General features: G+C 36.9%; 25 protein-coding genes and 8 pseudogenes. 6 read left to right on the top strand and 27 right to left on the bottom strand.

From position 1 onward, the window contains the following. Window positions 1–221: 221 nt before the first annotated feature. The 3 genes from SB658_RS02485 (at window position 222) to SB658_RS02475 (ending at window position 2,508) form a co-directional block, all read left to right on the top strand. Complete coding sequence (locus SB658_RS02485; protein ID WP_021480142.1) at window positions 222–1,439, top strand: DUF418 domain-containing protein; 1,218 nt, start codon at window positions 222–224, stop codon at window positions 1,437–1,439. Beyond that, the gene (locus SB658_RS02480; RefSeq protein ID WP_119123070.1) at window positions 1,358–1,606 is read left to right on the top strand and encodes a hypothetical protein; all 249 of its coding nucleotides are present in this window, start codon (window positions 1,358–1,360) and stop codon (window positions 1,604–1,606) included. The genes SB658_RS02485 and SB658_RS02480 overlap by 82 nt, the downstream gene beginning before the upstream one ends. Window positions 1,607–1,950: 344 nt before the next feature. Beyond that, on the top strand, window positions 1,951–2,508 hold the full coding sequence (locus SB658_RS02475) for a GNAT family N-acetyltransferase (protein WP_021480144.1): 558 nt from the start codon (window positions 1,951–1,953) through the stop codon (window positions 2,506–2,508). Window positions 2,509–2,997: 489 nt separating this feature from the next. On the opposite strand, the gene SB658_RS02470 is transcribed toward SB658_RS02475, so the two are convergent. From SB658_RS02470 to bltR, 15 genes and pseudogenes are all read right to left on the bottom strand, one after another. Continuing rightward, window positions 2,998–3,522, bottom strand: coding sequence for an NAD(P)H-dependent oxidoreductase (locus SB658_RS02470; protein WP_072176380.1), 525 nt, complete (start codon window positions 3,520–3,522; stop codon window positions 2,998–3,000). Between the two features lie 247 nt (window positions 3,523–3,769). Continuing rightward, window positions 3,770–4,246, bottom strand: a complete 477-nt coding sequence (locus tag SB658_RS02465) for an HXXEE domain-containing protein (RefSeq protein ID WP_004398792.1) — start codon at window positions 4,244–4,246, stop codon at window positions 3,770–3,772. A 582-nt stretch (window positions 4,247–4,828) separates the two neighbouring features. Beyond that, the gene (locus tag SB658_RS02460; RefSeq protein WP_032726225.1) at window positions 4,829–5,605 is read right to left on the bottom strand and encodes a sulfite exporter TauE/SafE family protein; all 777 of its coding nucleotides are present in this window, start codon (window positions 5,603–5,605) and stop codon (window positions 4,829–4,831) included. A gap of 60 nt (window positions 5,606–5,665) precedes the next feature. Beyond that, window positions 5,666–5,893, bottom strand: coding sequence for a sulfurtransferase TusA family protein (locus tag SB658_RS02455; RefSeq protein WP_003229888.1), 228 nt, complete (start codon window positions 5,891–5,893; stop codon window positions 5,666–5,668). Between the two features lie 33 nt (window positions 5,894–5,926). Next, a pseudogene (locus SB658_RS02450) lies at window positions 5,927–7,061 on the bottom strand (MBL fold metallo-hydrolase). Between the two features lie 29 nt (window positions 7,062–7,090). After that, a pseudogene (locus SB658_RS02445) lies at window positions 7,091–7,375 on the bottom strand (DsrE/DsrF/DrsH-like family protein). A gap of 20 nt (window positions 7,376–7,395) precedes the next feature. Then, entirely contained in the window at window positions 7,396–7,953 is a 558-nt protein-coding gene (locus tag SB658_RS02440; protein WP_004399169.1) for a sulfurtransferase TusA family protein, read from the bottom strand. A 65-nt stretch (window positions 7,954–8,018) separates the two neighbouring features. Beyond that, window positions 8,019–8,115 (bottom strand): annotated as a pseudogene (locus tag SB658_RS02435) (rhodanese-like domain-containing protein); the annotation flags it as partial. A gap of 23 nt (window positions 8,116–8,138) precedes the next feature. Continuing rightward, entirely contained in the window at window positions 8,139–8,621 is a 483-nt protein-coding gene (locus SB658_RS02430; protein ID WP_003229885.1) for a DsrE/DsrF/DrsH-like family protein, read from the bottom strand. A gap of 146 nt (window positions 8,622–8,767) precedes the next feature. Then, complete coding sequence (locus SB658_RS02425) at window positions 8,768–9,028, bottom strand: metal-sensitive transcriptional regulator (protein WP_003237170.1); 261 nt, start codon at window positions 9,026–9,028, stop codon at window positions 8,768–8,770. Between the two features lie 21 nt (window positions 9,029–9,049). Beyond that, a complete protein-coding gene (locus SB658_RS02420) occupies window positions 9,050–9,367 on the bottom strand; it encodes a sulfurtransferase (RefSeq protein ID WP_080481201.1) in 318 nt (105 codons plus the stop codon). Window positions 9,368–9,762: 395 nt separating this feature from the next. After that, window positions 9,763–10,323, bottom strand: a complete 561-nt coding sequence (locus tag SB658_RS02415; RefSeq protein ID WP_120363475.1) for a cupin domain-containing protein — start codon at window positions 10,321–10,323, stop codon at window positions 9,763–9,765. Between the two features lie 225 nt (window positions 10,324–10,548). Then, window positions 10,549–10,693: pseudogene (locus SB658_RS02410) on the bottom strand (hypothetical protein). Next, window positions 10,674–10,784 (bottom strand): annotated as a pseudogene (locus tag SB658_RS02405) (N-acetylmuramoyl-L-alanine amidase); the annotation flags it as partial. The pseudogenes SB658_RS02405 and SB658_RS02410, both read right to left, overlap by 20 nt. 82 nt (window positions 10,785–10,866) lie before the next feature. Continuing rightward, window positions 10,867–11,688 carry a multidrug efflux transcriptional regulator BltR gene (bltR, locus tag SB658_RS02400; protein WP_014480349.1) on the bottom strand — a complete coding sequence of 274 codons (822 nt, stop codon included), beginning with the start codon at window positions 11,686–11,688 and terminating at the stop codon, window positions 10,867–10,869. A 116-nt stretch (window positions 11,689–11,804) separates the two neighbouring features. Between bltR and blt the strand changes: the two genes are divergently transcribed. Continuing rightward, window positions 11,805–13,007 (top strand): multidrug efflux MFS transporter Blt, encoded by a 1,203-nt coding sequence (blt, locus tag SB658_RS02395; protein WP_015714356.1) that lies wholly within the window; start codon window positions 11,805–11,807, stop codon window positions 13,005–13,007. 168 nt (window positions 13,008–13,175) lie between these two features. After that, a complete protein-coding gene (gene bltD, locus SB658_RS02390; RefSeq protein WP_015714357.1) occupies window positions 13,176–13,634 on the top strand; it encodes a spermine/spermidine acetyltransferase in 459 nt (152 codons plus the stop codon). 148 nt (window positions 13,635–13,782) lie between these two features. Here the strand turns inward: bltD and SB658_RS02385 are convergent, their stop codons facing one another. From SB658_RS02385 to SB658_RS02375, 3 genes are all read right to left on the bottom strand, one after another. After that, on the bottom strand, window positions 13,783–15,087 hold the full coding sequence (locus tag SB658_RS02385; protein WP_019712547.1) for a hemolysin family protein: 1,305 nt from the start codon (window positions 15,085–15,087) through the stop codon (window positions 13,783–13,785). Between the two features lie 267 nt (window positions 15,088–15,354). Further along, entirely contained in the window at window positions 15,355–15,498 is a 144-nt protein-coding gene (locus SB658_RS02380; RefSeq protein WP_014477437.1) for a YrzO family protein, read from the bottom strand. A gap of 17 nt (window positions 15,499–15,515) precedes the next feature. Continuing rightward, window positions 15,516–16,481: a DMT family transporter gene (locus SB658_RS02375; RefSeq protein ID WP_015714359.1), complete on the bottom strand. Its 966-nt coding sequence runs from the start codon at window positions 16,479–16,481 to the stop codon at window positions 15,516–15,518. A gap of 125 nt (window positions 16,482–16,606) precedes the next feature. On the opposite strand from SB658_RS02375, the gene czcR reads away from it, so the two are divergent. Continuing rightward, window positions 16,607–17,473 carry a LysR family transcriptional regulator CzcR gene (czcR, locus tag SB658_RS02370; protein WP_015384170.1) on the top strand — a complete coding sequence of 289 codons (867 nt, stop codon included), beginning with the start codon at window positions 16,607–16,609 and terminating at the stop codon, window positions 17,471–17,473. A gap of 120 nt (window positions 17,474–17,593) precedes the next feature. On the opposite strand, the gene SB658_RS02365 is transcribed toward czcR, so the two are convergent. The 9 genes and pseudogenes from SB658_RS02365 to SB658_RS02325 all read right to left on the bottom strand — a co-directional run bounded on the left by SB658_RS02365 (window position 17,594) and on the right by SB658_RS02325 (window position 25,338). After that, complete coding sequence (locus tag SB658_RS02365; protein WP_144500696.1) at window positions 17,594–18,631, bottom strand: flavin-containing monooxygenase; 1,038 nt, start codon at window positions 18,629–18,631, stop codon at window positions 17,594–17,596. 87 nt (window positions 18,632–18,718) lie between these two features. After that, a complete protein-coding gene (gene czcD, locus SB658_RS02360) occupies window positions 18,719–19,648 on the bottom strand; it encodes a CDF family zinc transporter CzcD (protein WP_144500695.1) in 930 nt (309 codons plus the stop codon). Window positions 19,649–19,844: 196 nt separating this feature from the next. Then, a pseudogene (locus SB658_RS02355) lies at window positions 19,845–20,021 on the bottom strand (tautomerase family protein); the annotation flags it as partial. Between the two features lie 215 nt (window positions 20,022–20,236). Then, a pseudogene (gene brnQ, locus SB658_RS02350) lies at window positions 20,237–21,527 on the bottom strand (branched-chain amino acid transport system II carrier protein). 160 nt (window positions 21,528–21,687) lie between these two features. Beyond that, entirely contained in the window at window positions 21,688–22,020 is a 333-nt protein-coding gene (gene azlD / locus SB658_RS02345) for a branched-chain amino acid transporter AzlD (protein ID WP_003245988.1), read from the bottom strand. Beyond that, window positions 22,017–22,781, bottom strand: coding sequence for an azaleucine resistance protein AzlC (gene azlC / locus SB658_RS02340; protein WP_015251618.1), 765 nt, complete (start codon window positions 22,779–22,781; stop codon window positions 22,017–22,019). The genes azlD and azlC overlap by 4 nt, the downstream gene beginning before the upstream one ends. A 12-nt stretch (window positions 22,782–22,793) precedes the next feature. Beyond that, entirely contained in the window at window positions 22,794–23,267 is a 474-nt protein-coding gene (gene azlB, locus SB658_RS02335) for an azlBCD operon transcriptional regulator AzlB (RefSeq protein WP_015251617.1), read from the bottom strand. A gap of 331 nt (window positions 23,268–23,598) precedes the next feature. Beyond that, a pseudogene (locus tag SB658_RS02330) lies at window positions 23,599–23,834 on the bottom strand (barstar family protein). A gap of 271 nt (window positions 23,835–24,105) precedes the next feature. Then, window positions 24,106–25,338 (bottom strand): cytochrome P450 family protein, encoded by a 1,233-nt coding sequence (locus tag SB658_RS02325; RefSeq protein WP_144500693.1) that lies wholly within the window; start codon window positions 25,336–25,338, stop codon window positions 24,106–24,108. Between the last annotated feature and the right edge of the window lie 5 nt (window positions 25,339–25,343).

The raw sequence follows: 25,343 nt of genomic DNA, 5'->3' as shown, positions 1-25,343 counted from the left end.
ACTATATATCGTTCATAGTAATAAGTACGTTATAAGATACTACGTAAATCTTAACAATTTATGAAAGCTGATGCTCGCCACAAATTTGTCACATTTTCTAAAAAAAATGATGACTCTTCATAAATTGTTAAGATTCGGTCTTTATATTTATCCATTGTAAGGCTCAAGTTTTTCAGATCCGCACTACACATTGCCGTGATAAATGGGAAAGGAGTATTGATATGATTGTACAAAAAGAAGGACGCGGGCAACCGGTGAGTCTGCGGGAACGGGTTCATTTTCTGGACATCGTACGAGGATTTGCCTTGCTTGGCATTATTATTGTCAATTATTTTCTGATCGTAGATTCAGTAAAGGGATTCGAAATGGCCTCCGATGACGTACTGCATAAGCTGGTTTCCTGGTTTGCCGAAGGGAAATTCGTTACGTTATTCTCCTTCCTGTTCGGAGTCGGGTTTATGATCTTTATGGATCGAGCCGCGCAGAAGGTAGAGAGTCCCAACAAGCTGTTTGCCCGCAGGTTATCTATCCTGTTGGGATTTGGCATTTTGCACATCACATTTGTTTGGGTCGGTGACATATTGGCCTTTTACGCCGTAAGTGGCTTCCTGTTACTCGCCTTCTATAAACGCACGGCCAAAACGGTGCTTAGATGGATTATCGCACTTATCGTGTTTCAATTCCTGACTCCTGTTTTCACAATGTTGTACAATGTCATCAATACTGCAGGGTCAAAAAACCCAAATTTTTCAGAGTTTACTTTGTTTAGCCACAGCAGCCTTACCTACATGGAATCCATCAGCACTCGGTGGACAGATATGGTCACGATGGCTGCCGGCTCTTTCTCTATGATCTATTCCATGTTTCTCATGTTTCTGCTGGGCGTGTACTTTGTTAAGATGGAATTTTTCAAAGACATGGAAGCGAAAAAGCCTATATGGAAGCGTATCTGGATCATTAGCACAATCGCTTTTCTAATAACACAAAGCAGTATATTACTAGACATGTTTAATCTTTCTGAGAATATGCTGTGGAAGGACATTTCCTCTGTCTTGGGTCAAAATGGCGGCATAACCGGAAGTATGTTTTATATGAGCACTTTTGCAATGCTGTTTCTATACGTTCCTCAGCTGCGAGGCCCTATGATGATATTCACCAAAGTCGGACGGATGTCATTGACCTGTTATCTGCTTCACTCTATCATTGGAACAGTTCTGTTCCTCAGGTACGGATTCGGGCTTGCGGATCATATTCAATCCGCCGGCACGTTCATGTTCAGTCTGGCCGTGTACTTCGTTCTTATGAGCTTTAGTACATTGTGGTTGAAACGGTTTAGGTACGGTCCGATGGAATTAGTATGGCGCAAGCTGACGTACGGCAAAGTAAACGGGAGTCCCAAAGCAACTCCGCTGCATTCGGAAAAATCTATTCAGAAATAACCCCCTTGCACAGATTGCATGACTTCAAATTAGTGTTGTTGAATGAAGCGGGCATTAAACGGACAGATTTGATATATGGACTAGTTATTTTTATATCATTTAGGCTTCTTTGGGCTAATAAATCCACCAGAGTTTACTCAATGTGCATTGCTCATGATCGAATCTAAATTGAATCTTTTACGCATGTTCATAGTCAAAGGCGCCTCATTCGACTATTTTTGTAACTTTTCGCAGGAAAAATTCGAGAATGATGACAAATCCCGCATACGACACTTAATACGGTAGTGAACAATAGTAAATTAGGGTTACATGCAGCTTGTTTTCCAATGAAACAAAGAAAAAGAATCATACAAAAAGACAGGAGAAAGCTTTTGAAGTATTTTAACGCCAAATTTACCGCGGAAGAAAGAGCGATGGAATCACTTTTTTGTGAAAAGGCCTCGCAGAGCAGCTCGAATGTTTTACTGAACGACTGGACTCGATATTTCAGCAACTGAGGGAGTGAACAATCATGAAAACTAAAAATGAACCAAAAGTTATTCTGGAACCAGCAAAGGAATCTGATCTGCCAGAATTCCAAAAAAAATTACAAGAAGCCTTTGCGATCGCCGTGATTGAAACGTTCGGTGATTGCGAAGATGGGCCGATTCCATCGGACAATGATGTTCAGGAGTCTTTCAATGCTCCCGGAGCAGTGGTATATCATATTCTTCAGGATGGTAAGAATGTCGGTGGTGCAGTAGTACGTATCAACAGCCAAACAAATCATAATTCGCTAGATTTATTCTATGTATCTCCAGAATATCACAGCCAAGGGATTGGTCTTTCTGCTTGGAAAGCCATTGAAGCACAGTATCCGGATACTGTGCTTTGGGAAACCGTGACACCTTATTTCGAAAAGCGAAATATCAACTTCTATGTGAATAAGTGTGGATTTCATATCGTAGAGTTCTACAATGAACATCACTCTGATCCGCATATGCATCGCAATGGACGCGAAGATGACAAGCCCCTGCCGGATGATGAGGACTTTTTCAGATTTGTAAAGATTATGAAAAAAAAGGACTAAACAATTGAACACGGCGAGATGCCGCAGAGAGTTGCTGGTAACTTTTTTATATTTCATTATCAGAGGAAGGTAATAATGATGTTTAAAAGGTGTTTTGATCCCTGTCTCATAAACAGGGGTCAAAACACCTTTGAATCATCGGTTTCTTTTCTGACATATACCACGCCCACTAGTCCCTCAACATAGTAAAAACATATCATGAGTTACAAAAGCTTTTATTCAAAGCATATGTTTACTTTATTTATACTTATTTTCATCATTTTTCAGAATTCTGGACACTAATCGGGTACCTATTAGAGACCAAGGAACTCTACATTTCATTAAGAAATACGTACTCATTGCCCTGCTTTAATTAATTTTAAGCCCTCGCACTATGCCCCCCTGAATTAAGTATTCGATGTAACTTTGAAATTAAGTTTATGAAAATCTGTCACAAACCCTTATTTTCATAACACATCATTTGTTTCAGCTTCCCTCGCGAATACCGGATTAATGCTCGGCTTTAAGATAGTCAACCAATCTCTCCGCACTGTTCTTAACATCTTCTTTTGAAAGATGAAGTGTCCCATATTGTGTAAACGCAGGAAGAAAACGCATTCCTATATAGTTAGCAGTGACTTGAAACGGTCTGATAAGCTCGCTGATCGTGATATTATATTCTCCGCCTGCTTGATAATCAGATTCCTGTGCGCCTAAGGAGATAGCTAAGAGTAGTTCTTTTCCATGCAATTTAGTTCCTCCAGTTCCATAAGCCCAGCCATGTGTTAACACATCATCTTCCCATTGTTTGAGTAACGCGGGACTGCTGTACCAATACATTGGGAACTGAAAAACGATACGCTCATGATCTAACAGGAGCTGCTGCTCTTTTTCTACATCAATGATAAAATAAGGGTATTCACCGTACAGGTCATGAACCGTAATGTCTTTCTCTTGCTTTAAACGATTCATCCAGGTTTTGTTGACAACAGACGTTTCCAAATTAGGATGTATAACGATAACTAATGTTTTCATTAGACTGATTATCCTTTCTTTGCCAATTAGTTATTATTGCTTTTACGATAATGAATTGATTCTAATTTTAAAATAGCAACTTTATTTTACACCTATTTTATCCTTTTTCATGAATTCAGGGCAACTAATTGGGCACCAAAATCAATGATGAATTAAGACATTGTTTTGTAGAAATCCGATATAACAGAATAATCCCTTATTTAGAAAATTTCCATCTTTCCCCTCAATCCTTATCAATTCAAACTCATTAAGGAGATACTTTATCACCAACTTTAAATAATAATGGAATAAGTGCTAATAAAATAATTCCTACAACCAACGTAGATATTATTAACTCCTTCCATACAATCAAATTCTTTAAAAACATTTGATAAATAACTAATGAGTTTACTGGAATGTTAAGCAATAAGCCCGTAAGAAGTCCAGGTGCATACTTTTTCATTACAACAGTTGCGATAAGATGTGGAAAAATAGCGTTGATAACCATAGAACCTAGAAAGCCAATGAAAATCCATTTTGCAATATCTGATTCTGGCATATATAAAAAACCAAATGCAGATAAATAAGCCAACATAGTTATAACAATGACAGCAAAATGAAATTCATTTGAAGTTACTGGCTTTTGAAACTTTGAAGATTGTTGTGACCACTCAGGTAACCAAATAGCTTCCTCAATATTATGCAGTGTAATAGCAAAACAAAAAAATGCTACGAAATAAACCACCTATCATTTCCTCCCCGGTGCCACAACCAATATGGTTTGGCAACATTATATTACATTTGAGGCTGATTGGATATGGTGTTAAAAGAGAGAAGAATCTGCCTTAGTAGTTGCTTCTTAATTATATGTGCAATAACGTGTTGTTACGTGGCATGTCATATTCAAATATAATAACTCTAAAGCAAACAAAGATACCTATATAGTTTGGCATCCTCTTTTTTAGTTCGAGTCCCTCTATTTATTTTGGACACAAAATAGACCTAATTTATATTGACTCATTACACCCATCACCTACCATACCCATAAAACCAATCAGGATTAAAATGTTTTAAAAAAGGTAATCAAAGGTGACGTTATGGTCTTTTTTATTTTCTTAACGCTGCCCTAATGCAAAAAAACACTGGACACCACTAAGTCAAATGCATTTCATGGTACTATAGTCAAGACTTGTCCAAGTCACCATTATCAAAAAGAATTTCATCAAACACTTGAAATATTTATTGAACGCGGCCAAGTGTCATAACATTAATAAGAAACCAACAAGTGATGAATCTTTTAATCTTTCATTTTACCCGATGACTCATATCAAAGGAGCTCTAACCAAATTTTAATGGCTGTCGCACCTATTAATAGCGCTAAAATCCATTGCAGGAATTTTGTGTTTACTTTTTGCCCAACTGATGCACCAATAGGAGAAGCAATTAAACTAGCAATCATAAGAACCAGAGCTGGTACAAAAAGAACCTGGCCCGTGATTACTTTTCCAACTGTTGCGCCAATAGATGAAAGAAATGTAATCGCAAGAGATGAAGCGACTGTGACTCTAACAGGAATATTTAAAATCGATAACATAATGGGGACTAGGATAAAGGCGCCGCCAGCTCCTAAAATACCTGATACGCCACCAATGATAAACGCTAAGGAAGAAGCCAACCATTTATTAAATATCACTTCTTTGTCTTGGCTATGTTCTTGTCCTTTTTTAGGTATAAACATTAAAATAACTGCTATAATAGCCAGAATTCCGTATATAAAGTTAATTCCTTTTTCAGATATATAATGAGAAAAGTAACTCCCCAATACACTCCCTAAAAGGATGCTGCTTCCCATGTAAATCATTAATGCTTTATTTAGAAGACCACTCTTACGATAAGCCCAAACACCGCCGAGTGTCGCAAAAAAAACTTGAATAGCCCCTATCCCTGAAACTTCATGGGCAGTTAATGACATCACTCCCACTAAAGAAGGAATGTACAATAGCATTGGATAATTAATAACTGCTCCGCCAATACCAATCATTCCGGAAATAAAGGCACCAATAAACCCTATAATGAAAAGAGTTGTGATAAAGGCAATATCCATTTTATTTGCCTCCTTTCATAGGAAAAGGGTATCTTTCTATTCGATACCCTTTCACATTCATTAGCCTTTTTGAATCCAAAATTTCAATATATCGCCCTCGTCCGTTTGCTCTAAAAGGTCATGTCCGCCTGATTTAGACCAGGCTGTAAGATCATTTTTGGCTCCCTTATCTGTTGCATGCACTTCTAATATTTGACCTGATTCCAGTTCATTCATCGCTTTTTTTGTTCTGACAATTGGCATTGGGCATGCCAAGCCTTTTGCGTCTAATACTTTATCTGATTTCATGTTCTTCTCTCCTCTTTTTAGCAGAAACTTGTGTTACCGTATTGCACAGCGGTTTGGGCCAATCTCCATTTCACGCTGTTTTTCTTCATCTGGGCTGATTTTCCCCATGTTTGTTTCTCGAATCTCTTGGTATGCATTTGGTTGCGGAGGCAAATGATCTGTTACTAGGTGTCTAAATTCTGTTTCATCCGCAATGTTCAAACCATGGTTCTCGCTAAATAATGTACTTAGTTGTTTACCAACACTTCCATTCTCATTTAGCTCGTCAATGATCATAAAGTGTGCCGGTAATACAATTAAATCCTTTGATAACGCTTTGTAACGGCTATAAAGCGTTTTTCTTAAATCTCCTACCCAATCTTCTGCCATACCGGCTAAGTCTGGTCTGCCGATTGAATCAATAAACAAGATATCACCTGAAAGAAGATACTGGTCATCGACAATGAAAGAAGTGGAGCCAATCGTGTGCCCCGGAGAATAAATCGGTTGAATTTTAATCGTTGTATTTCCAATAATAATGTCATTTCCTTCTTCCAACGGCTGATAATCGAATTCCACTTCTTCAGCATCTTTAGGCGGTAACCAGTAGGTTGCTTTTGTTTTTTCAGCAATGACTCTGCCGCCTGAAATATGGTCCGCGTGAAGATGTGTATCAAATACGTGAGTAATCGTTGCACCCTTCCCCTTCGCAAAATCTATAAAGAAATTCACCATACGTGTCGCATCAATAATTGCTGCTTCACCATTGGAAATGACCATGTATGACAAGCAGCCTTTACCGATTCGAACAAACTGATACATCTCACCGCCATCTTTTAAATCCCCGACTTTTACCGGCTCTAAATGTTCGCTCCATGCTTTCATTCCACCCTTAAGGTAGGATACAGAATGACCTGCTTCAGAAAGCATTTCGGATACCATAACGGATGAACCTTCTTTTGCGCAAACGACCAGCACTTCTTTATCAGAAGGAATTTTCTCCAAGATATCTTCTACGCCATCTAAAAGATCAAAATAAGGAACATTCAAATGGTCAAAGTCATGCCCTTCTATCTTCCAATCACTAAAATCATTTTCATTACGCACATCCAAAATAAATAAAGGTTCTTTGTTAAAGATTTTTTTTGTCACTTCTTTTGGGGTCATTGCCTTTACGGTCATGTTTCAATACCTCCTATATCAAATCTTTTAGCGGGACTAAAACGTTAAGGATACATCAGCATCTTTCGTAAAACCAAAAAAGGTAACAGCCCCGCCTACTTCGATTCCTTCCATAAAATCATCTTTTGTTAAACCCATAACGTCCATCGTTATTTGACAACCAAATCATGCAACTCCCATTTCAATCAGTTAAGAATAGAAGGCACATTTGCGTTCCTACAACCTTCTGCGACATGCTCTTTTCCTTGTCGCAATATTACAGACTTTATAAGCATCAAACAGACCGCTATTTGCCGCAATAATCGCTACTCTTGTACTCATCTGTTCATCATGCTTTTTATTTATTCGGTTTTACCTGTCCAATCCCGCATACCCGGGACAACATTAATAACCTTTTTAAAACCTTGTTTTTTCATGGTGCGGGCCGCCATTTCACTCCTTCTTCCCGAATGGCAGATAATATAAATTTCATCATTTTCGTTTAATTCGTTAGCGCGCTTTTCCACTTCACCAAGAGGGATATGCACAACTCCTGGGATATGAGCTTTTTCATATTCCTCTATCTCTCGAACATCTAAAATGTTAAGAGACTCGTCACTATCTACTTTCTGTTTGAAAGCTTCTAATGAAATCTCAGGAATTGAAGATGCATTTTCTGATGAATGCTCTCCTCCTTTTCGAAGAAAATGACGAAGTATTTCTCCCTCTGCTTCAGTACCCAGATATTCATGGCCTGTACTTTTTGCCCATGCTTCCAGATCTGCTGTAGAACCTTTATCTGTCGCATGAATTTCCAATACTTCACCAGCTTTTAAATCCTTCATTCTCTTCTTCGTTTTTACGATAGGCATTGGACACGCCAAACCTTTAGCGTCTAGTACAATAGTTGCTTTCATCATTTTTTCCTCCTTTTCTTATATAGGGGTGGGGGTATACAAATATACAAAAAGTTTCTCACTGTAAGTTAACACCATGTATTCATACCCCCTTTTATATTTGTGATGTTTTTAAATCCTTGTTTCTTCAATATTTTTACTTGCCTTTAAACTTCTCATTCCGCTTAGCAATGAGTAAATGAGTAACATTAGATAAATAAGTTGACACTGCCTTCCTCAGCATCTGCCAAATAAGCTGCTACACCAGCATAGTCAATATCATCTAATAGTTCTTTTTCCTGTAAACCAAGAAGATCCATTGTCATCGTACAAGCTACGAGCTTTACCCCCTGTTCTTGAGCCATCTCAATCAACTGAGGTAAAGTAAGTACATTATGCTTTTTCATCACATTTTTAATCATTTTAGGGCCCATACCTGCAAAGTTCATTTTAGATAAACCCATCTTATCAGCACCACGAGGCATCATCTTTCCAAACATTTTTTCAAGAAATCCTTTTTTCACTGGAATCAGCTCTTCTTTACGTAAAGCGTTAAATCCCCAAAAAGTATGGAAGATCGTCACTTCATGATCGTAGGCAGCTGCACCATTTGCAATAATATAGGCTGCCATTGCTTTATCATAATCCCCGCTAAATAAAACAATTGTTGTGCGTTTTGTTTGTTCTGTCATGTTTATTCTCCTAACTAATTACCCCCTCGGGTATATTAAAGTCAAAAAATTTTTTCGAAAGATCTGCTATTATTCAACTCTTTAAATACCGGTAGGGGTATAATATGACGCATATAAAAATTCGTCAACCTTAGGTTGATGAATTTTTATCGGCTCTTTACCAATAAGTCAACTGCTTCTTTTACTAAATTTTGTGTGTCTTCGCCTTTTTCTAAACTTTCACGAACACAATGTTCAAGGTTTGTGCTCACAATTAAACCCATCGCTCGATCGATCGCATTACGGGAAGCTGCTAATTGGGTCACAACCTCTCTACAATCTTTTCCTTGTTCCATCATAGTCAATACACCTTTAATTTGTCCTTCAATCCGTCGTAAGCGGTTTTTAATCTTTTGATCATACTCCATATATCAATGAAATCCTTTCTTTCATTTATTTTTACATTTACATGCTGCCAGTTCATAACTGTTTACATGGATACCTTTGCGCTTTAGAAAACGCACTCCTAAATTTAATTCCACCCGATCACGAGCTATTATGTGTATTTTATCACGTGGAATCTCTAAATAAAAACGTTTTAGATACGCATATGGGATGTTTAAAATAATATTATCCGAAAAATTGGGTACATCGTTATAATGGCGAATATCTAATATTGTTATGTCTATAGCCTTTAATTTATCTTTATGGATACAAGAGATTCCGGTTATAGGATAATAACGTCTATACGTTGCAATGATAATCACAAAAATAAGCAGGAATGCAATAACTAAATAATTGATACTACTTACACCACCTTATTAACTCTTTGTTATTCACAAAACAATAATATACCCCTGTGGGTATATAGTCAAGTGTGAAAGTTACTTACTTTGAACTGATAGATTCATTTCAATATCCGCGGATTGAAAAAATACTTACATTTCGATAATGCCAATTCTGCTAAAAGTAACTCTAATAAAGAAATAAGCCGATTTTATTTTAAATCGACTTTATTTTATCAATTACTTTTTAAATTAGCACAAGACTGCTTGGATATTACACTGGGTTTCATTTGCATAAAAACAATTCTTAGGTACTGGTTCCCCATGTTTCATGCTGGATGTGACTCCAATTACTCAGAAATCTGCGAATAACTATGCTAATCTTCCGCAGCCACTGCATCTGCTTTGGTTTTATGAACTGTACCAAATGGATGGTTAGGAGGAGCATAAATGGAGTAAAGTTTTAATGGCGTATTACCTGTATTAATCACGTTATGCCAAGTGCCGGCAGGTACAACAATGGCAGAATCATCATAAATATTTCTTTGAAAGTTCAAATGACCTTTGCTCTTTCCCATTTTGACGATCCCACGCCCCTGCTCAATCCGTAAGAACTGGTCAACGTTAGGATGGATTTCCAAACCAATATCTTCTCCAATACCAAGACTCATCAAAGTAACTTGAAAATGCTTTCCTGTCCATAAAGCAGTACGGAACGTATTGTTTTGTTTTGTGGCTCTATTGATATTTACAACAAATGGTTTTGGTCCATAATCCTTCAAAAGAAGGTTTCTATCTTCATATGAAAAGCGCAAATCGGCACCTCTGTGTACGTTCTCCATCTCATTTGGAATAGTCCAATAAACAGATCTTCCATCATTATACATCGGTACAGTCACATAATAATAACATTGAGGCGAAAAAGGGTTATAGTACATTTTTTGATCCCCACAATTATAAATTTTTGTGATAGTATCCTATGCATTTATTAAGGGAGTGTGCTAAATCAAGAAAACTCATATTAAACACAAAAATGAATGTTCGATCACCGTTTGATTCACGGATGAATAATTTATCACCGACCTTGTAATCGTTTTCTGGATATTGAATTTCACTAGCCTTTGTTAACAAGACATCGAATGACACCTTTATATGATGGATTATCAAAGGTCGACGATCCTAAATGGCTTTTGAACATTTACATAGCACAACAACAGAGTATACGGAATTCTGTTGTTTGTCCCCCCCTATCCCAGCTCTTTAAGATTTATCTCTTTGGATGCGCCTTGATGGCCAGCTTTTCAGCAGCGTAGTATTTAGCGCCTCCTGAAGCGTTATAGCATATTTCAACGCCGATAGACTTGCGGTTCCCAGTGCCGTTTGTACCGTCACCTGTATGTGGGCTCGTTTTTAGTAAACCAGTTTATATTCTTTTTGGGCACACAACAGAAACAATTTTTCCATATGAAAATCTCGTAATCTTACACCTCTTTAACTTGAAGGAGGATTTTGGCATATGTATTTTCATACCCGTCAACTACCATCTCATCCAGCATATATTCCTCATATGCATTTTCCCCTATTTGCATTCCATTTCTTTCAATGAACTCAATGATTCTCCGGTATGCCTCTTCAGTATTTCCGCCTATTTCATATCCAACTGCATACAGGCCTTTTGGTCGTACATGATAATTTATGTTCTCTGCCCCATCTTTTACTTTTATATAAAAGTAACTGTAATTGTAGAAGTCTTTTTCTAAGATTTGTTCCCGTGCAAAGATTCCGCCTATCGGATATCCTTCATCTAATTCATATTGCTGAACTTCATGAATGAGTTCTGAAATGGCTGCCACATATTTTCGTTCCGGTAAGTTTAATGTTTTTCGGCTTAACATGAATGTTTCTTCATTTAAATATTCAAAAGAAATTGAGGAAAAATCAGTCTCAAGTGCTTGTTCTGTAAGTGTCACTTTTGTTTGTAAAATCGTTTGCAACTGCTTAAGCTCATTTATTTTTTTATCAATCTCAATAGACTTTTCTTTTAGAACATGCAGGATCTTGTCTGGTGTTTTTCCTTTTATTAGACACTTTATTTCTTTTAATGGAACCCCAAGCTCTTTAAATAGACTGATGACTTGAAAAATCTCAAATTGATGATAGGAATAATATCTATACCCATTTTCTTTTTTTATTTCCGGCGAGAAAAGACCAATCTCATCATAATGAAATAAGGTTTGTTTTTTTACACGGCAGAGCTTCGAAAACTCCCCTGTTGTGAAATACTTCTTAACATCTTCGCTCATAAAAACCTCCTTGACTATACGGTAACCATATACCTTATGATTTGATTGTACTTGAAAAAAGCTTCAAGCGAAAAGGATAGGTAAAAAGGGTTCAATTGAGTAAAAGGGGAATTCAGATGAAAAAATCAATAAATGAGCAAAAAACGATATTCATTATACTATTAAGCAACATCTTCGTAGCATTTCTTGGTATCGGTTTAATCATTCCAGTTATGCCTTCTTTTATGAAAATCATGCATTTATCCGGCAGCACAATGGGTTATCTTGTTGCGGCTTTTGCCATTTCTCAGTTAATTACTTCACCTTTTGCAGGTAGGTGGGTTGACCGTTTCGGGAGAAAAAAAATGATTATTCTCGGGTTGCTTATATTCAGTTTATCTGAGTTGATTTTCGGATTAGGGACCCATGTTTCAATATTTTATTTCTCGAGGATATTGGGTGGTGTAAGTGCGGCTTTTATCATGCCCGCGGTAACAGCATATGTAGCTGATATTACAACCCTAAAGGAAAGGTCAAAGGCTATGGGGTATGTTTCTGCTGCAATTAGCACCGGCTTTATTATTGGGCCTGGTGCGGGAGGATTTATTGCCGGCTTTGGTATCCGCATGCCGTTTTTCTTCGCCTCCGCCATCGCGTTAATAGCAGCTGTCACTTCCGTTTTTATACTAAAAGAGTCATTGTCGACAGAAGAACGCCATCAACTCTCATCTCATACAAAGGAATCAAATTTTATTAAAGACTTGAAGAGATCCATTCATCCTGTCTATTTCATTGCATTTATTATCGTCTTTGTAATGGCTTTTGGTTTATCAGCTTATGAAACGGTATTCAGCTTGTTTTCTGATCATAAATTTGGCTTCACACCAAAAGATATTGCAACCATTATTACGATTAGCTCCATTGTTGCGGTAGTTATTCAAGTTTTACTATTCGGGAAATTGGTCAACAAACTTGGAGAGAAAAGAATGATTCAGCTGTGCTTAATAACCGGTGCGATCTTGGCTTTCGTGTCTACTGTTATGTCAGGATTTTTAACTGTTTTGCTTGTAACTTGTTTTATTTTTCTAGCGTTCGATTTGCTACGTCCGGCCTTAACCGCTCATTTATCCAATATGGCCAGTAACCAGCAGGGTTTCGTAGCAGGCATGAACTCCACATACACCAGCCTGGGAAATATATTTGGACCTGCTCTAGGCGGTATACTATTTGATCTTAACATTCATTATCCTTTCCTTTTTGCAGGTTTCGTTATGATTGTCGGCCTTGGTCTTACAATGGTTTGGAAAGAAAAAAAGAATGATGCTGCAGCTTTGAATTAATTCATTTTCTATAAAGTCAAGTCATTTGGATGCAGGGAATGCCCCTGGTTAGGCACAATAAGAAAAGGTACTTAATATGATAGGCTACATGTTGCTTGACGTGAATATAGTTTAAGCTGAGTTTTAGCAATATCAGGATACCGGGATAAGAAAAAAGGAGAAGGTAGTATGAGTATAAAAATAAAAGGAGTAACTGATGATAATCGTGCTGCAATTCTTGATCTACATGTCAGCCAGAATCAATTATCATATATTGAATCTACAAAAATATGTTTAGAGGATGCAAACGAATGTCACTATTATAAACCTGTCGGGCTTTACTATGAAGGAGATCTAGTCGGTTTTGCAATGTATGGATTGTTTCCCGAGTATGATGAAGATAATAAAAACGGACGAGTCTGGCTTGACCGATTTTTTATTGACGAACGCTATCAGGGAAAAGGATTAGGGAAGAAAATGCTTAAAGCCCTCATTCAGCACCTTGCTGAGCTATATAAATGCAAAAGAATTTATTTAAGTATATTTGAAAATAATATTCATGCTATACGCCTTTATCAAAGGTTTGGTTTTCAATTTAATGGTGAACTCGACTTTAATGGTGAGAAGGTAATGGTAAAAGAGCTATAGATATCCAAGCCTCCTTGTTTGCTGAGAAACGTTTGAACTTCGATAATGATTACCTACTTAAACTGCAAGTTAAAAAAGCCTGGATGAAAATTTCATCTCAGGCTTTAAGCATCTTATTAGTCAAAATCTCATGTGTTTTATCCAGATGTTATTCTTTTTTCCAGACAATTTCTAAATAATTAATATGCCGGCCAACTGTTTTGTACACTTTAAAAATATACCCATCGGCTTCTATAACGGACCCAACTGCAGCGTCTATTTGTTGAGTCATAAACCAGCCGCCTATTGTATCCACTTCGTCACTTGCTAACGTCGTTCCCAATAAATCATTTACATCTTCAATGAGCACTTTCGAATCTAAGATATAGTGATTATCATTTACTTTTCTAATATTAGGCACTTCATCTTTATCAAATTCATCTCTGATTTCCCCGACAATTTCTTCAAGAATATCTTCAGCAGTGACTAAACCTGAAGTTCCGCCATATTCATCCACAAGAATAGCGATATGTGTTCGCTCTTTTTGCATTTTTACCAATAAATCATGAATTGGAACGGATTCAATAACATGGATAACAGGGTTGATATGATTTTCTAACTTGAAATCCTCTTTTATCTTCTGGTCTGTGTCAATATAAGCTGACAAGAATTCTTTAGCATTGATAAAACCAATGATTGAATCTTTATCTCCATTTAGGACTGGGTACCTTGTATAACTCTCTGTCTTAATGGTCTTAACAATAGTTTCATAAGAATCCTCACTAGAAATCGCTACGATCTCTCTTCTCGGAATCATAATTTCTTTGGCGATTCTTTCATCAAATTCAAAAATATTATTTACATATTTCAACTCATTTTGATTGATTTCACCGCTCTTATAGCTTTCAGACAGTAAGATGCGCAGTTCTTCTTCAGAATGAGCAAGTTCATGTTCTGATGCAGGTTTCAAACCGAAGAGTCCTACTATAAACCGGGCTGAACCATTTAAAAACCATATAAAAGGGAACAGGATGCGGTAAAACCAAATAATTGGCTTTGCAGTCAAAAGAGTGATGGTTTCCGCTTTTTGGATAGCGAGTGTTTTAGGAGCAAGTTCTCCAACTACAACGTGCAAAAAAGTCGCCATCACAAAAGCAATCACTAAGATCAATACATGTGAGACTGTTTCACTTACATGAAAATGAGCAAATAAGGGGTGCAAAATCACTTCAAAAGTCGATTCTCCAACCCAGCCAATTCCCAACGCTGTAACCGTGATCCCTAATTGACAAGCTGACAAATATTCGTCCAAATGAGTAATGACCTTTTTGGCTGATACGGCACCTTTTTTTCCCTCTAATATGAGTTGGTCAATTTTTGATGACCTGATCTTTACTATCGCAAATTCAGTCGCAACAAAAAATGCTGTTAAGACAATTAAAATAGTAAAGATTATAAGGTTAATGGTTGTCAATGATTTGCCTTACCTAGTAAGGCGTACACCTCCGATATAAATATTTATTTTTATAACCCGTTTTTTCTGAATAAACAAAAAACAGTATATATATAACATTATAAGTTCAAAAGAACCTAAAATCAACTCTGAATGATGTAAATAATCATCTTTTTCCGTATGGAGAGTGGTTCCCGTAGTATTCAACTAGCGATTGGTGACGTTTTAAGACTTAAAATAGAAGCCTGAATTTTCTGGTGTGTTTCAATAATATCCAACCGTCTTGATTTATTTAATGTCTTTATTAAGGTTTTCTTTTAAAATTTGAATCAATTCCGCCTGTTGCTTTATATTTTTGCGGCCATTTCTATTAATTGCAGCAAGTTCACAGACAATTCCAGCTGAAATGAAAAACAATAAACCTTCAAACATTTTAAATCCCCCACCGTCTAAGTGATAGTCAGATTTGTTTTTTCTTTTTGTAATACCTGCTTATAATCTTCCTTACGCTGATATATGTTATTTAAAATGAGTCCAATAATGACAAACAGTGTTCCTACTATATCAAATGCAGTTATGTTATATCCTTTGATCACCATGATTAACAATGTAGTAATGGGGACAAAGTTAATAAATAAAATCCCATTAATGGATGATAGGATTTTAATGCCATAGTTCCAACTAAGGAGGGCTATGATACCTGGTAAAGTAATCATAAATAAAAAATCATACTTAATTGCTGCAATCACTTTAATACTCGGTACCGACACGTAACCTTGCGCGGTAAGTATAGCTGTCATGATTCCTGTTATAGCTGTGCCGAATAAACATGTCAAAGTTGAATAACGAAGTGTGGACCACTCTCGGAATATCTGTCCCCCCATTGTGTAGACAACCCACCCTAAAACACCAATGAATATAAAGAGTATCGAGAATAGATGATCCCCTAATGAAAAAAAGAAACTTATATTACCTTTGGTTATGACCATCGAAGCCCCCAAAAAGGCAATCAATATACTGATCATTGTGTATTTTTTAGGTTTCACATGTTTATATCCCCATAGAATAACAATTGAAAGCATCGGCATGAGTGCCTCGGCAATGGATGCTGTCATAATTCCAGACTTCCCCATCAACCTTTGACCTAAAAAAATAAGAACATTGTATACAGTAAACGCCATCACCCCAAATAAAATGATCCATTTTGCTTTACCCTCTAAATAAAATGATTTTTTTCCTTCTCTCACCAATAATAAAATCACTAACATAATCGTTACCACACCGTAGCGAATAAATGAAAAATAAAACGGATCAACAAATTCTAATGCATGATCTGCAACTGGAAACATCGCGCCCCAAGACATACTTGCTACTAAACATGTAAGGGCACCAATGAATAATTGACCTTTTTTCATTGAATTCCCCTCCTTTTCTTTAAAATTACAATGAGAATTATAAAAAGAAGTAAGCATCAAGTAAAATGAACAAAAGTGATGAAAAACATCATTGATAATGATACTTTAATGAAGGGGGGATCTTCATGGAACTGCGAGACTTACAAATTTTCAAATGCGTAGCCCATCACAAGAGTATTACCGGTGCTGCAAAAGAGTTAAATTATGTACAATCTAATGTAACTGCGCGGATTAAGCAATTAGAGAATGAACTCAAAACACCTCTTTTCAATCGCCATAAAAAAGGGGTTTCACTAAGCCCAGAGGGCCGAAAAATGATTGAATACGTTAACAAAATTTTGAAAGATGTTGAAGAACTGGAGCAAGTCTTTCTAGATACTGATATACCGTCTGGAATATTAAAAATCGGTACAGTGGAAACAGTGAGGATACTGCCGACCATCATAGCTTCCTATTATAAAAAGTATCCTAATGTGGATTTATCATTGCAGGCTGGTCTAACAGAGGAACTTATTAAAAAGGTCATGAATCACGAATTAGACGGAGCTTTTATTTCAGGCCCTTTGAAACATTCTATCCTGGAACAGTATGATGTTTATACTGAAAAACTTACTCTTGTAACCAGTAACAAAACGTTTAATATAGAGGATTTTTCAACGACTCCGATTCTTGTTTTTAATCAGGGGTGCGGGTATCGGTCTAGGCTTGAACAGTGGCTCAAAGATGAAGGTGTGCTCCCAAACAGAATGATGGAATTTAACATCCTGGAGACAATCTTAAATAGTGTTGCACTTGGACTCGGTATAACAGTGGTACCGGAATCTGCTGTTATGCATCTTGCTGCACAAGGTAAGGTTTATTGTCACCCATTACCTGAGAAAGACAGCTGTATCTCAACAATCTTTATACGCCATAAAGATGCGTACCTGACAAATTCAATGCGCAGCCTCCTTAAGACCATTGTTGAACATAAAAATATGAGTATGTCTTAAAGTACTTTTTCTCTTTCTATGTTAACTTCTTAAATAAAAGAGAAAGCGCATCTCCACTTCGCTACCCTTATTCACGCAAAAAATAGAGCAGTAAACATGTGAGTTACTGCTCTGCTTCGTTTATTCACCGTTCATTTGTTTTACAATGTATTCAGCATCATTTCCTACACCTTGAAGCAACGCTGAACCTCGCTTATGCTGCCAAGGCAACCCTATAAAGTACAATCCTTCTACAGGTGAAACACCTCTATGATGTATGATTCGACCTTCTTGATCCAAAACACCTTTTATATTTATCCAACATAAGGGATTCCTGAAACCAGTAGCCCAAATAATATTGTTTACTTCTAATGTAGATGAATCTTTAAAAATGATTTCATTTTGCTTTGCGGCAATGACTCTTTTTTTTAAGAGGATCTCCTTCTGTTTTATTGCATGTTTTAATTCATGCCCAAATACTGGATCACCTTTCTTTTGAATGAATTTGCCTACTATTGATGTATGACTTGCATGTAAAACTCCTAATTTATCAAACCACCAAAAGATGCTTCTTTTTCCGATCATTAAAGGGAAATAAACTAGTTTATTACTACAGGCTAAATATGTAACTCTTTCTTTGGATAATTCAACAGCTATTTGAGCACCACTATTCCCACCACCAACTACTAGTACATTTCCATATGCCAATTGTTTTGAATTCTTGTATTGTGATGAGTGTAGTTGATTAATATTATCGGATAAATCCTTTGATATTGATGGAATATTAGGGGTATGAAAAGGCCCTGTAGCAATGACAAGATTCTTCGTTTGATATTCTTCCCGATTTGTTTTTATTAAGAAATAATTCTTTATTTTTAGGACACTTATTACTTCTGTCCGTAATTGGATTGGAATTTCAAATTTTTTAACATACTTCTTTAGATAAGCAACAATTTCATTTTTTGAAGGAAATCCATGTTTTTCTCCTTCAAGATGCATTCCAGGCAAAGAGCTATACATTCGAGAAGTAAATAAAACTAATGAGTCATACCGATCTTTCCAGCTCTCCCCCACCTCATGACTTTTATCCAAAATGATAAACTTTTGATCGGACTGCTTAAGATAATATCCTATTGAGATCCCTGCTTGACCAGCCCCGATTACTATAGTGTCGTACACATTATCACCCCGCCAATTTCAAATTGTCAGTAGACAGAATCTGCAAAATCCTAGTTGATCTCCTCACTATAAAGTTAGATAAAAAATTTAATGGTGATGGTGGTCACGCTGCTTCTCCATTTTGGGCTGACAAAGGATCGCATTGTCGTGATTATGCGCTTCGGTTTCCATTTGAATGGTTACGTGCGTAATGCCTTTATGCTCAAGTTCATGTTCAATTTCGCGTAAAATATTTTCACTTTCTGAAATGGTCAGTTGATCGTTAACAACTGCGTGGCAAGAAAGAGCATTCAATCCGCTTGTGATAGACCATATGTGTAAATCATGAATGTTTTGAATTCCCTCTATCCCTTCAATTGTACGAATGATATCAGAGACATCGATATTTTCTGGAGTTCCTTCCATTAAGATGTGAATGGAATCTTTAGTCACATTGTAACCGCTTCTTAGAACAAGAATAGCCACAATGATACTAGCCAATGGGTCTGCCCAGCCCCATCCAAAGAAGATGATGAGGATGGCAGCTAAAATGGCACCTACAGAGCCGAGCATATCGCTTATTACATGTAAATAAGCTCCTCTTATATTCAGATTATTCTTTGTATCTCCGCCACTCATCATAATCCAAGCGACCAATAGATTCACAACTAACCCGATGATACTAATTGTAAGCATGCCGGTTGTTGCTACTTCTGGTGGATTAGAGAAGCGTTCGATTGCTTCATAAATGATATAAAGAGAAATAAGAATTAAGGCAGCACCGTTTATCACAGCTGCAAGAATCTCAAATCGTTTATAGCCGAATGTCTTATTGTGATTTGCCTTTTTTTCAGCTAATGTAAAAGCAATCAGGGCAACCATTAATGAAATTGAATCACTCAGCATATGGCCTGCATCAGATAAAAGCGCCAGACTATTTGTTAAAAATCCACCTATAGCTTCTATAATCATATAACCTGTAATCATGATAAAAGAGATCAATAAAACCTTTTTATTTGCTCCTTCATTAAATAATATTTATATATGAGCATGTGTTCATATATAAATATTATTTGCTCTTTACTGAAATGTCAAAATATTTTTATAGAAATCCACAATACCTCCTTAATTATTCTCTTATAAACATAAAAAAGCGGAGCAAACCCATGGTTTGCTCCGCTAACCTAGTTTCTCTATCCTTTTCTTCAATCAAGCATTTGAGGGTAGTATTCAACTACAATTTACCTATTAAAAATTGGGCCTCCCCAAGTCCAAAACTCCAGTCAGCATTATCATTTTCAACAATAGATACAATTAAATCAGTTGATGCGATACCACACTCAGATTCCAGTCTTTCGGCTAACAGCCTGTAAAATTTTTGTTTCTTCTCTTCCGGTCGGGATTTACTTGTAAACTGAAAGTGAACTTAAGCCGGCAAATTTAGAAAATTTCGTGCAGTATGAAGGAACTCTTGATCAATTACCGGATGTTCTTCCTACCTTACGAAGAGGCGAAGCAAGAGGAAGGATGATTGTAAATTTGGTTGAACACATTTAATTAGCAATGCAACCGGCGAACAAGCACTTTGTCCTTCCTGCAGATCTGAGTGATATTGCTGTTGATTGATCAACTTGTTTTTGTTCGGAATATACTCAGTATATAGCCGCATATTCCCCCTGTAATAGCTGGAATGAGCCACCCCAGCCCTATGTTATACATAGGAAGAATCTGAGAGAAAATATGATTCACAACTTCAATTTTTATTCCCGCCTCCTTCAAACCGTCAAATAAGCTGATGATGAATGCGAATAATAAACTGCCTTGATACACTTCTGTCTTCCCTTTAAATACAGAATGCAAAAACGTTAAAAATATTAAGGAAATCGCGATAGGATACATCGTCAGTAAGACAGGCATTGACACCTTAATGAGCTGGGTTAATCCTATATTTGCGACAAGTGTACTAAACACTGATAAAACGACAGCAATTTTTTTATAAGAAATGTTCGGAAATAATTCATGAAAAAATGAAGAACACGCTGTGATCAGTCCGACACTTGTCGTCAGACACGCCACTGTAATCATTAAGCCCAATAAGATTGAACCATAAGACCTCTGCTCCATTTTCTAAAATCCCTAGTTCTTCAACGCTGGAAGCCCCCATATAGGAAAGGGCTGTATACATAACTGCTAAGAGTACAGCTGCAATCGCGGCTGCTTTTGCACAAACACCCATCAGCTGTTTTTTGGTAGAAGCTCCTTGTTCTTTCAATGCATTCACGATGATAATTCCAAAAACAAATGCTACAAGGGCATCCAGAGTGAGGTATCCTTCCTGAAATCCTTTAAAAAACGCTTGTGATGTGTACCCTTTTGATGGTGCTTGAATGGTTCCAATTGGGCGAATAAGAGCTACCACTACAAGCAATCCGATAAATGTCAGCTTAATTGGCGTCAAAAATTTCCCAACTATATCAATGATTTTTGAAGGATTGAGTGATAACAAGCATGCCAATGCGAAAAATAATATTGTAAATAAGATTAATGAGACAGGGCCTGCATCATTTGATAAAAAAGGTTTTACCCCAATTTCAAACGATACGTTTCCTGATCTTGGGATAGCGAAAAAAGGCCCGATTGCCAAATAGAGAATCGTCGTAAATACAATGCCAAACACCGGGTGAACACGGCTGGCTAACGACTGTAAGTTTTGTTTACCCGAAAAAACAAATGCTGTTATAGCCAGTAACGGCAATCCAACTCCGGTCACTAAGAAACCTGCATTAGCGACCCATACATTTTTCCCAGCCATTTGACCAAGCATAGGCGGAAAAATGAGGTTTCCTGCTCCAAAAAACAATGCAAATAGCATTAATCCTATAATGATGATATAGGAAGCAGACACTTTTTTTGACATTATATATCCTCCGATTAAAGTAGACACTTCTTGAATAGCCAGGAAACATTACAGATGCTATTTGCACAGGCACAGTGTTGATTCCAAAATAAGCTTGTGTCAGTTTTATATATTTTTATCAAGTTTAATAAAAGCATGATTTGATAGTTTCCGATATCGGTTAAAAAACCAATTGCACCAAAACCATATAAACAACGGTTCCCCCCGCTATGGAAAGAAGCATATTTTTCTTCCACAAGTGAAGCAGTACAACTGCAGCTGCTCCAACCAATTCAGGAATGCCATGACTTCCAGAAAGCAGACTCACATCTTTTAAACAATAAATGACCAAAAGCCCGATTACCGCTGATGGCAGCACTTTACCAAGATACTGTACATATTTCGGTGTCGGTTTGCCAGACGGGAAAATCATGAATGGAAGGAACCGTGTCAGCATTGTTCCTAGCACGACCATTGCAATGGTGATCATTTGCTGCGTCATAGTCATCGTCATACGGAAACCTCAGCTTTCTCCAATGGTTTTCTCAGAACAGTCAGTACCCCTAAAATGGCGAGCATAGCAGGAATAATAAATTGGTTTCCGCCAAAAAGGATAAGACAGGCTACTGAAAGTCCAAGTCCTGAGAGAGCACTGTAATGCTTTTTCTCTTTCATCCATTGTTCTATGAATATCACAATAAACAGAGCAGTCATCACAAAATCAAGCCCTTCGGTATTAAACTTCACGTACGACCCAAAAATACCTCCTATCGCTGCCCCCGCGACCCAATATAAATGATTAAGCAGTGTCACAAAAAACATAAACCAGCCCTTGTCAACATTCGCCGGAACATTAGCGGTATAATTGATAGAAAATGACTCATCGCACATTCCGAAAATCAGATAAAGCTTTTTCTTTCCAGTCCCCCTGTACTTATCCAACATGGAAATTCCATAAAACAAATGCCGGGCATTGACCATTAACGTCAAAAAAAGAGCATTCATAGGGTTGAACGCACCAAGTAAAAAATTCGCTGCAACAAACTCCATTGAGCCCGCAAATATCATAAAACTCATGATGATTGGATAGATTGCGCTAAATCCCAAAGAATGCATAAAGATTCCATAAGCTATCCCCAAAAATAAAAACCCCGCAAAAATCGGAATGGTATATGGGAATGCAGAACGAAATGCAGCCCATATTTGACTTCTCTTATTCATATGAGTGTTTATAGCAGGAGAGCTTAAATGTAACGATTCTTTATTTTTATTCAAATCAACAACCTCCTACATTTCATCAATTGGCACACTGACAGTTCTTTTTTCTGTACTCATGACTATGCTTGTGTCAACTCCACTAATAGCAGGGTTCTGCATTAATGAATCAATGATAAAATTCCGATAACTCTCCATGTCCTTCGCCACAATCTTAAGCATATAGTCATGGCTTCCTGTAAGTGTGTAGCATTCTTGAACCTGTGGGAATTTGTTTATATCCTCTAAAAATGAATGAATTGTCTCCCTATTTAAGGGTGATAAGTTGATGAGAGCTAGTGCTGTGACTTCGATTCCAAGTTTTTTCTCATCAACAATAGTCGTAAACTTTTTAATTATACCTGCTTCTACTAGGTTCTTTGTTCTTGCAAGGCAAGCTGATGGTGAAAGCCCAATTTTCTTAGATAAATTTAAATTTGATATTGAAGCATCTTCCTGCAATTCTCTTAAGATGGCCTTATCAGTTTCGTCAAGCATAATACCCATTTCACAACCCCCAATACCCTTGACAGAATTATATTTCATCCAATTTAAATAGTAACGAATTTTTATTCGATAATCAAATATTATTTAAATTTAAATCCCTTTAAAATATTATTCACAGAATAAAATTATCCCCGTGATTAACTCATAATGAAATTAACTTACATCAGAAAGAAGTCATGGGAGAGTTATGTACTTGTGTGACTTGATACCAACATCATAAGAAACTTATCAGAAGCCAAAAAGTTATTGCGGTCTCACCGAAAATTGAATTTGCGGTGCCCATTGCCTTTTTCCGCGAACGAAAATTGTTAAAATTCGCAAAACAGAAAGTCTACTCTATTATTATTTTAAATTCGTCCTTTAGTTCCTCTTGAGCCTCTTGTAAAACTTCTAATACATCGTCAGCGTATGAACCTAAAAATGTATGAACTCAAAATTTTTCAAGACTAAAGTGAGCGGCAAATCCACCCACCCTGTCAGGCAATCCCATAAAGATTTATCTTTTAAAACATCATGTAAAACTTCTATATTTTCAAAGTCTTTTCCATCTATCATTATTTTTCTCATTAGAAACTATGCCCTCCATTATTTTATCTTAACAAACGTTTACTATGTAACAGCTGTTTGTCCAAATGAGGCTGAAAACAAATAAAAAACACCGATAGGATGAAACTATTGGTGTTTGCAAGACATCTTCATGCCCGGTAGGCATAAATAATGCTAAACTTTGTTTTTAAAAAGCTATCATATCAAATTTTTATGTTACAGCTTTTACTATCGTTTAATCTAATTGAGGAGTAAAACAAGATATGTTTGAAAATCACATATCCCCAAAAAATTAAAAACTAATCGGCAGTTCTTCGAGTGCTCTCATCAGAAAATTCCCTTTCCATTTCATTTGTTTCTTTTCGCCTTTTAACTGTATATTTGGACAGCGGCGTAATAAGGTGGAAATCGCAATCTTTGCTTCTAAGCGGGCTAGCTGTGCACCAAGGCAAAAATGATTGCCATGGCCAAAAGCAATATGGCGGTTGTTCTTTCTTTCAATATCAAATATGTCGGCATTTGGAAATATCTTTTCATCACGGTTTGCTGATGCTAAAGAAATGATGATCACATCTTTCCGTTTAATCTCCTGCCCATGCAGTATAAAAGGTTCAGCCGTCCAGCGAATTGTCGTTAGCTCAACAGGGCTGTGAAACCGCAATGCTTCTTCTATGGCTGAATTCATCAAGTCTGGCTGCTGGCGGAGCTTTTCAAATTGATCACCGTGACACATCAGAGCATATGTCATATTGGTGATTAAGTTTACGGTTGTTTCATGACCTGCAACGATAAGCAGCATAATCATCGAGTACAATTCTTCTGTACTTAATTGTGTGCCTTCACTTTCCGCTTGAATTAATGCACTGATTAAATCTCCTGCAGGTTCTCTCCTTTTTTTGCGAACTAAGGATTCCAGATATTCAACAAACTCCCCTAACAAGTGGTCATTCTCCTGTAGTCTTTCAGGGGCATCTGAAAAATCAATAATTGCTTGCGACCACACTCTGAATTTTTGACGATCTTCCAAGGGAATGCCGAGCATTTCACTTATCACGATAATCGGCAATGGAAACGCATAATCGTCTACTAGGTTCATGAATTTGTTGGGCTGTACTTTATCCAATAAAGAATCTGCGATATGCTGGATTTTGTCTTCCAACTGCAAAATCATCCGATGCGTAAATGCTTTTTGAACAAGAGTTCGCAAGCGGTTGTGATCAGGGGGATCTGAATTAAGCATATGTTTTGTTAAAGACTCTTCATTCTTCAATAGAGCAGGACGTTTTTCTTTTGCGGTAAATACATTTTCATAGTTTTTCTTTAATTTTTCATTCTTTAATAAATGTATTGCATCATCATATCTCGATATGAGCCAGCCTTTCCCCAGAGCTCCTAAAGATAATGGGTAGAGAGGCTGTGATTTTCGCAATTCTTTATAAAATTCATACGCTTCATCTTTAAATGCTCTCGAAGACAATTGACTTTCCGTCAAAATGGTTACACTATTTTTTTCTTTTGAAGACATTCATT

The sequence above is a fragment of the Bacillus sp. SIMBA_008 genome (assembly GCF_046535495.1).
In the GTDB taxonomy this organism is placed as follows: Bacteria; Bacillota; Bacilli; order Bacillales; family Bacillaceae; genus Bacillus; species Bacillus subtilis.
Note: the sequence above shows the minus strand (reverse complement) of the source record. Positions and strands in the feature narration are given on the sequence as shown.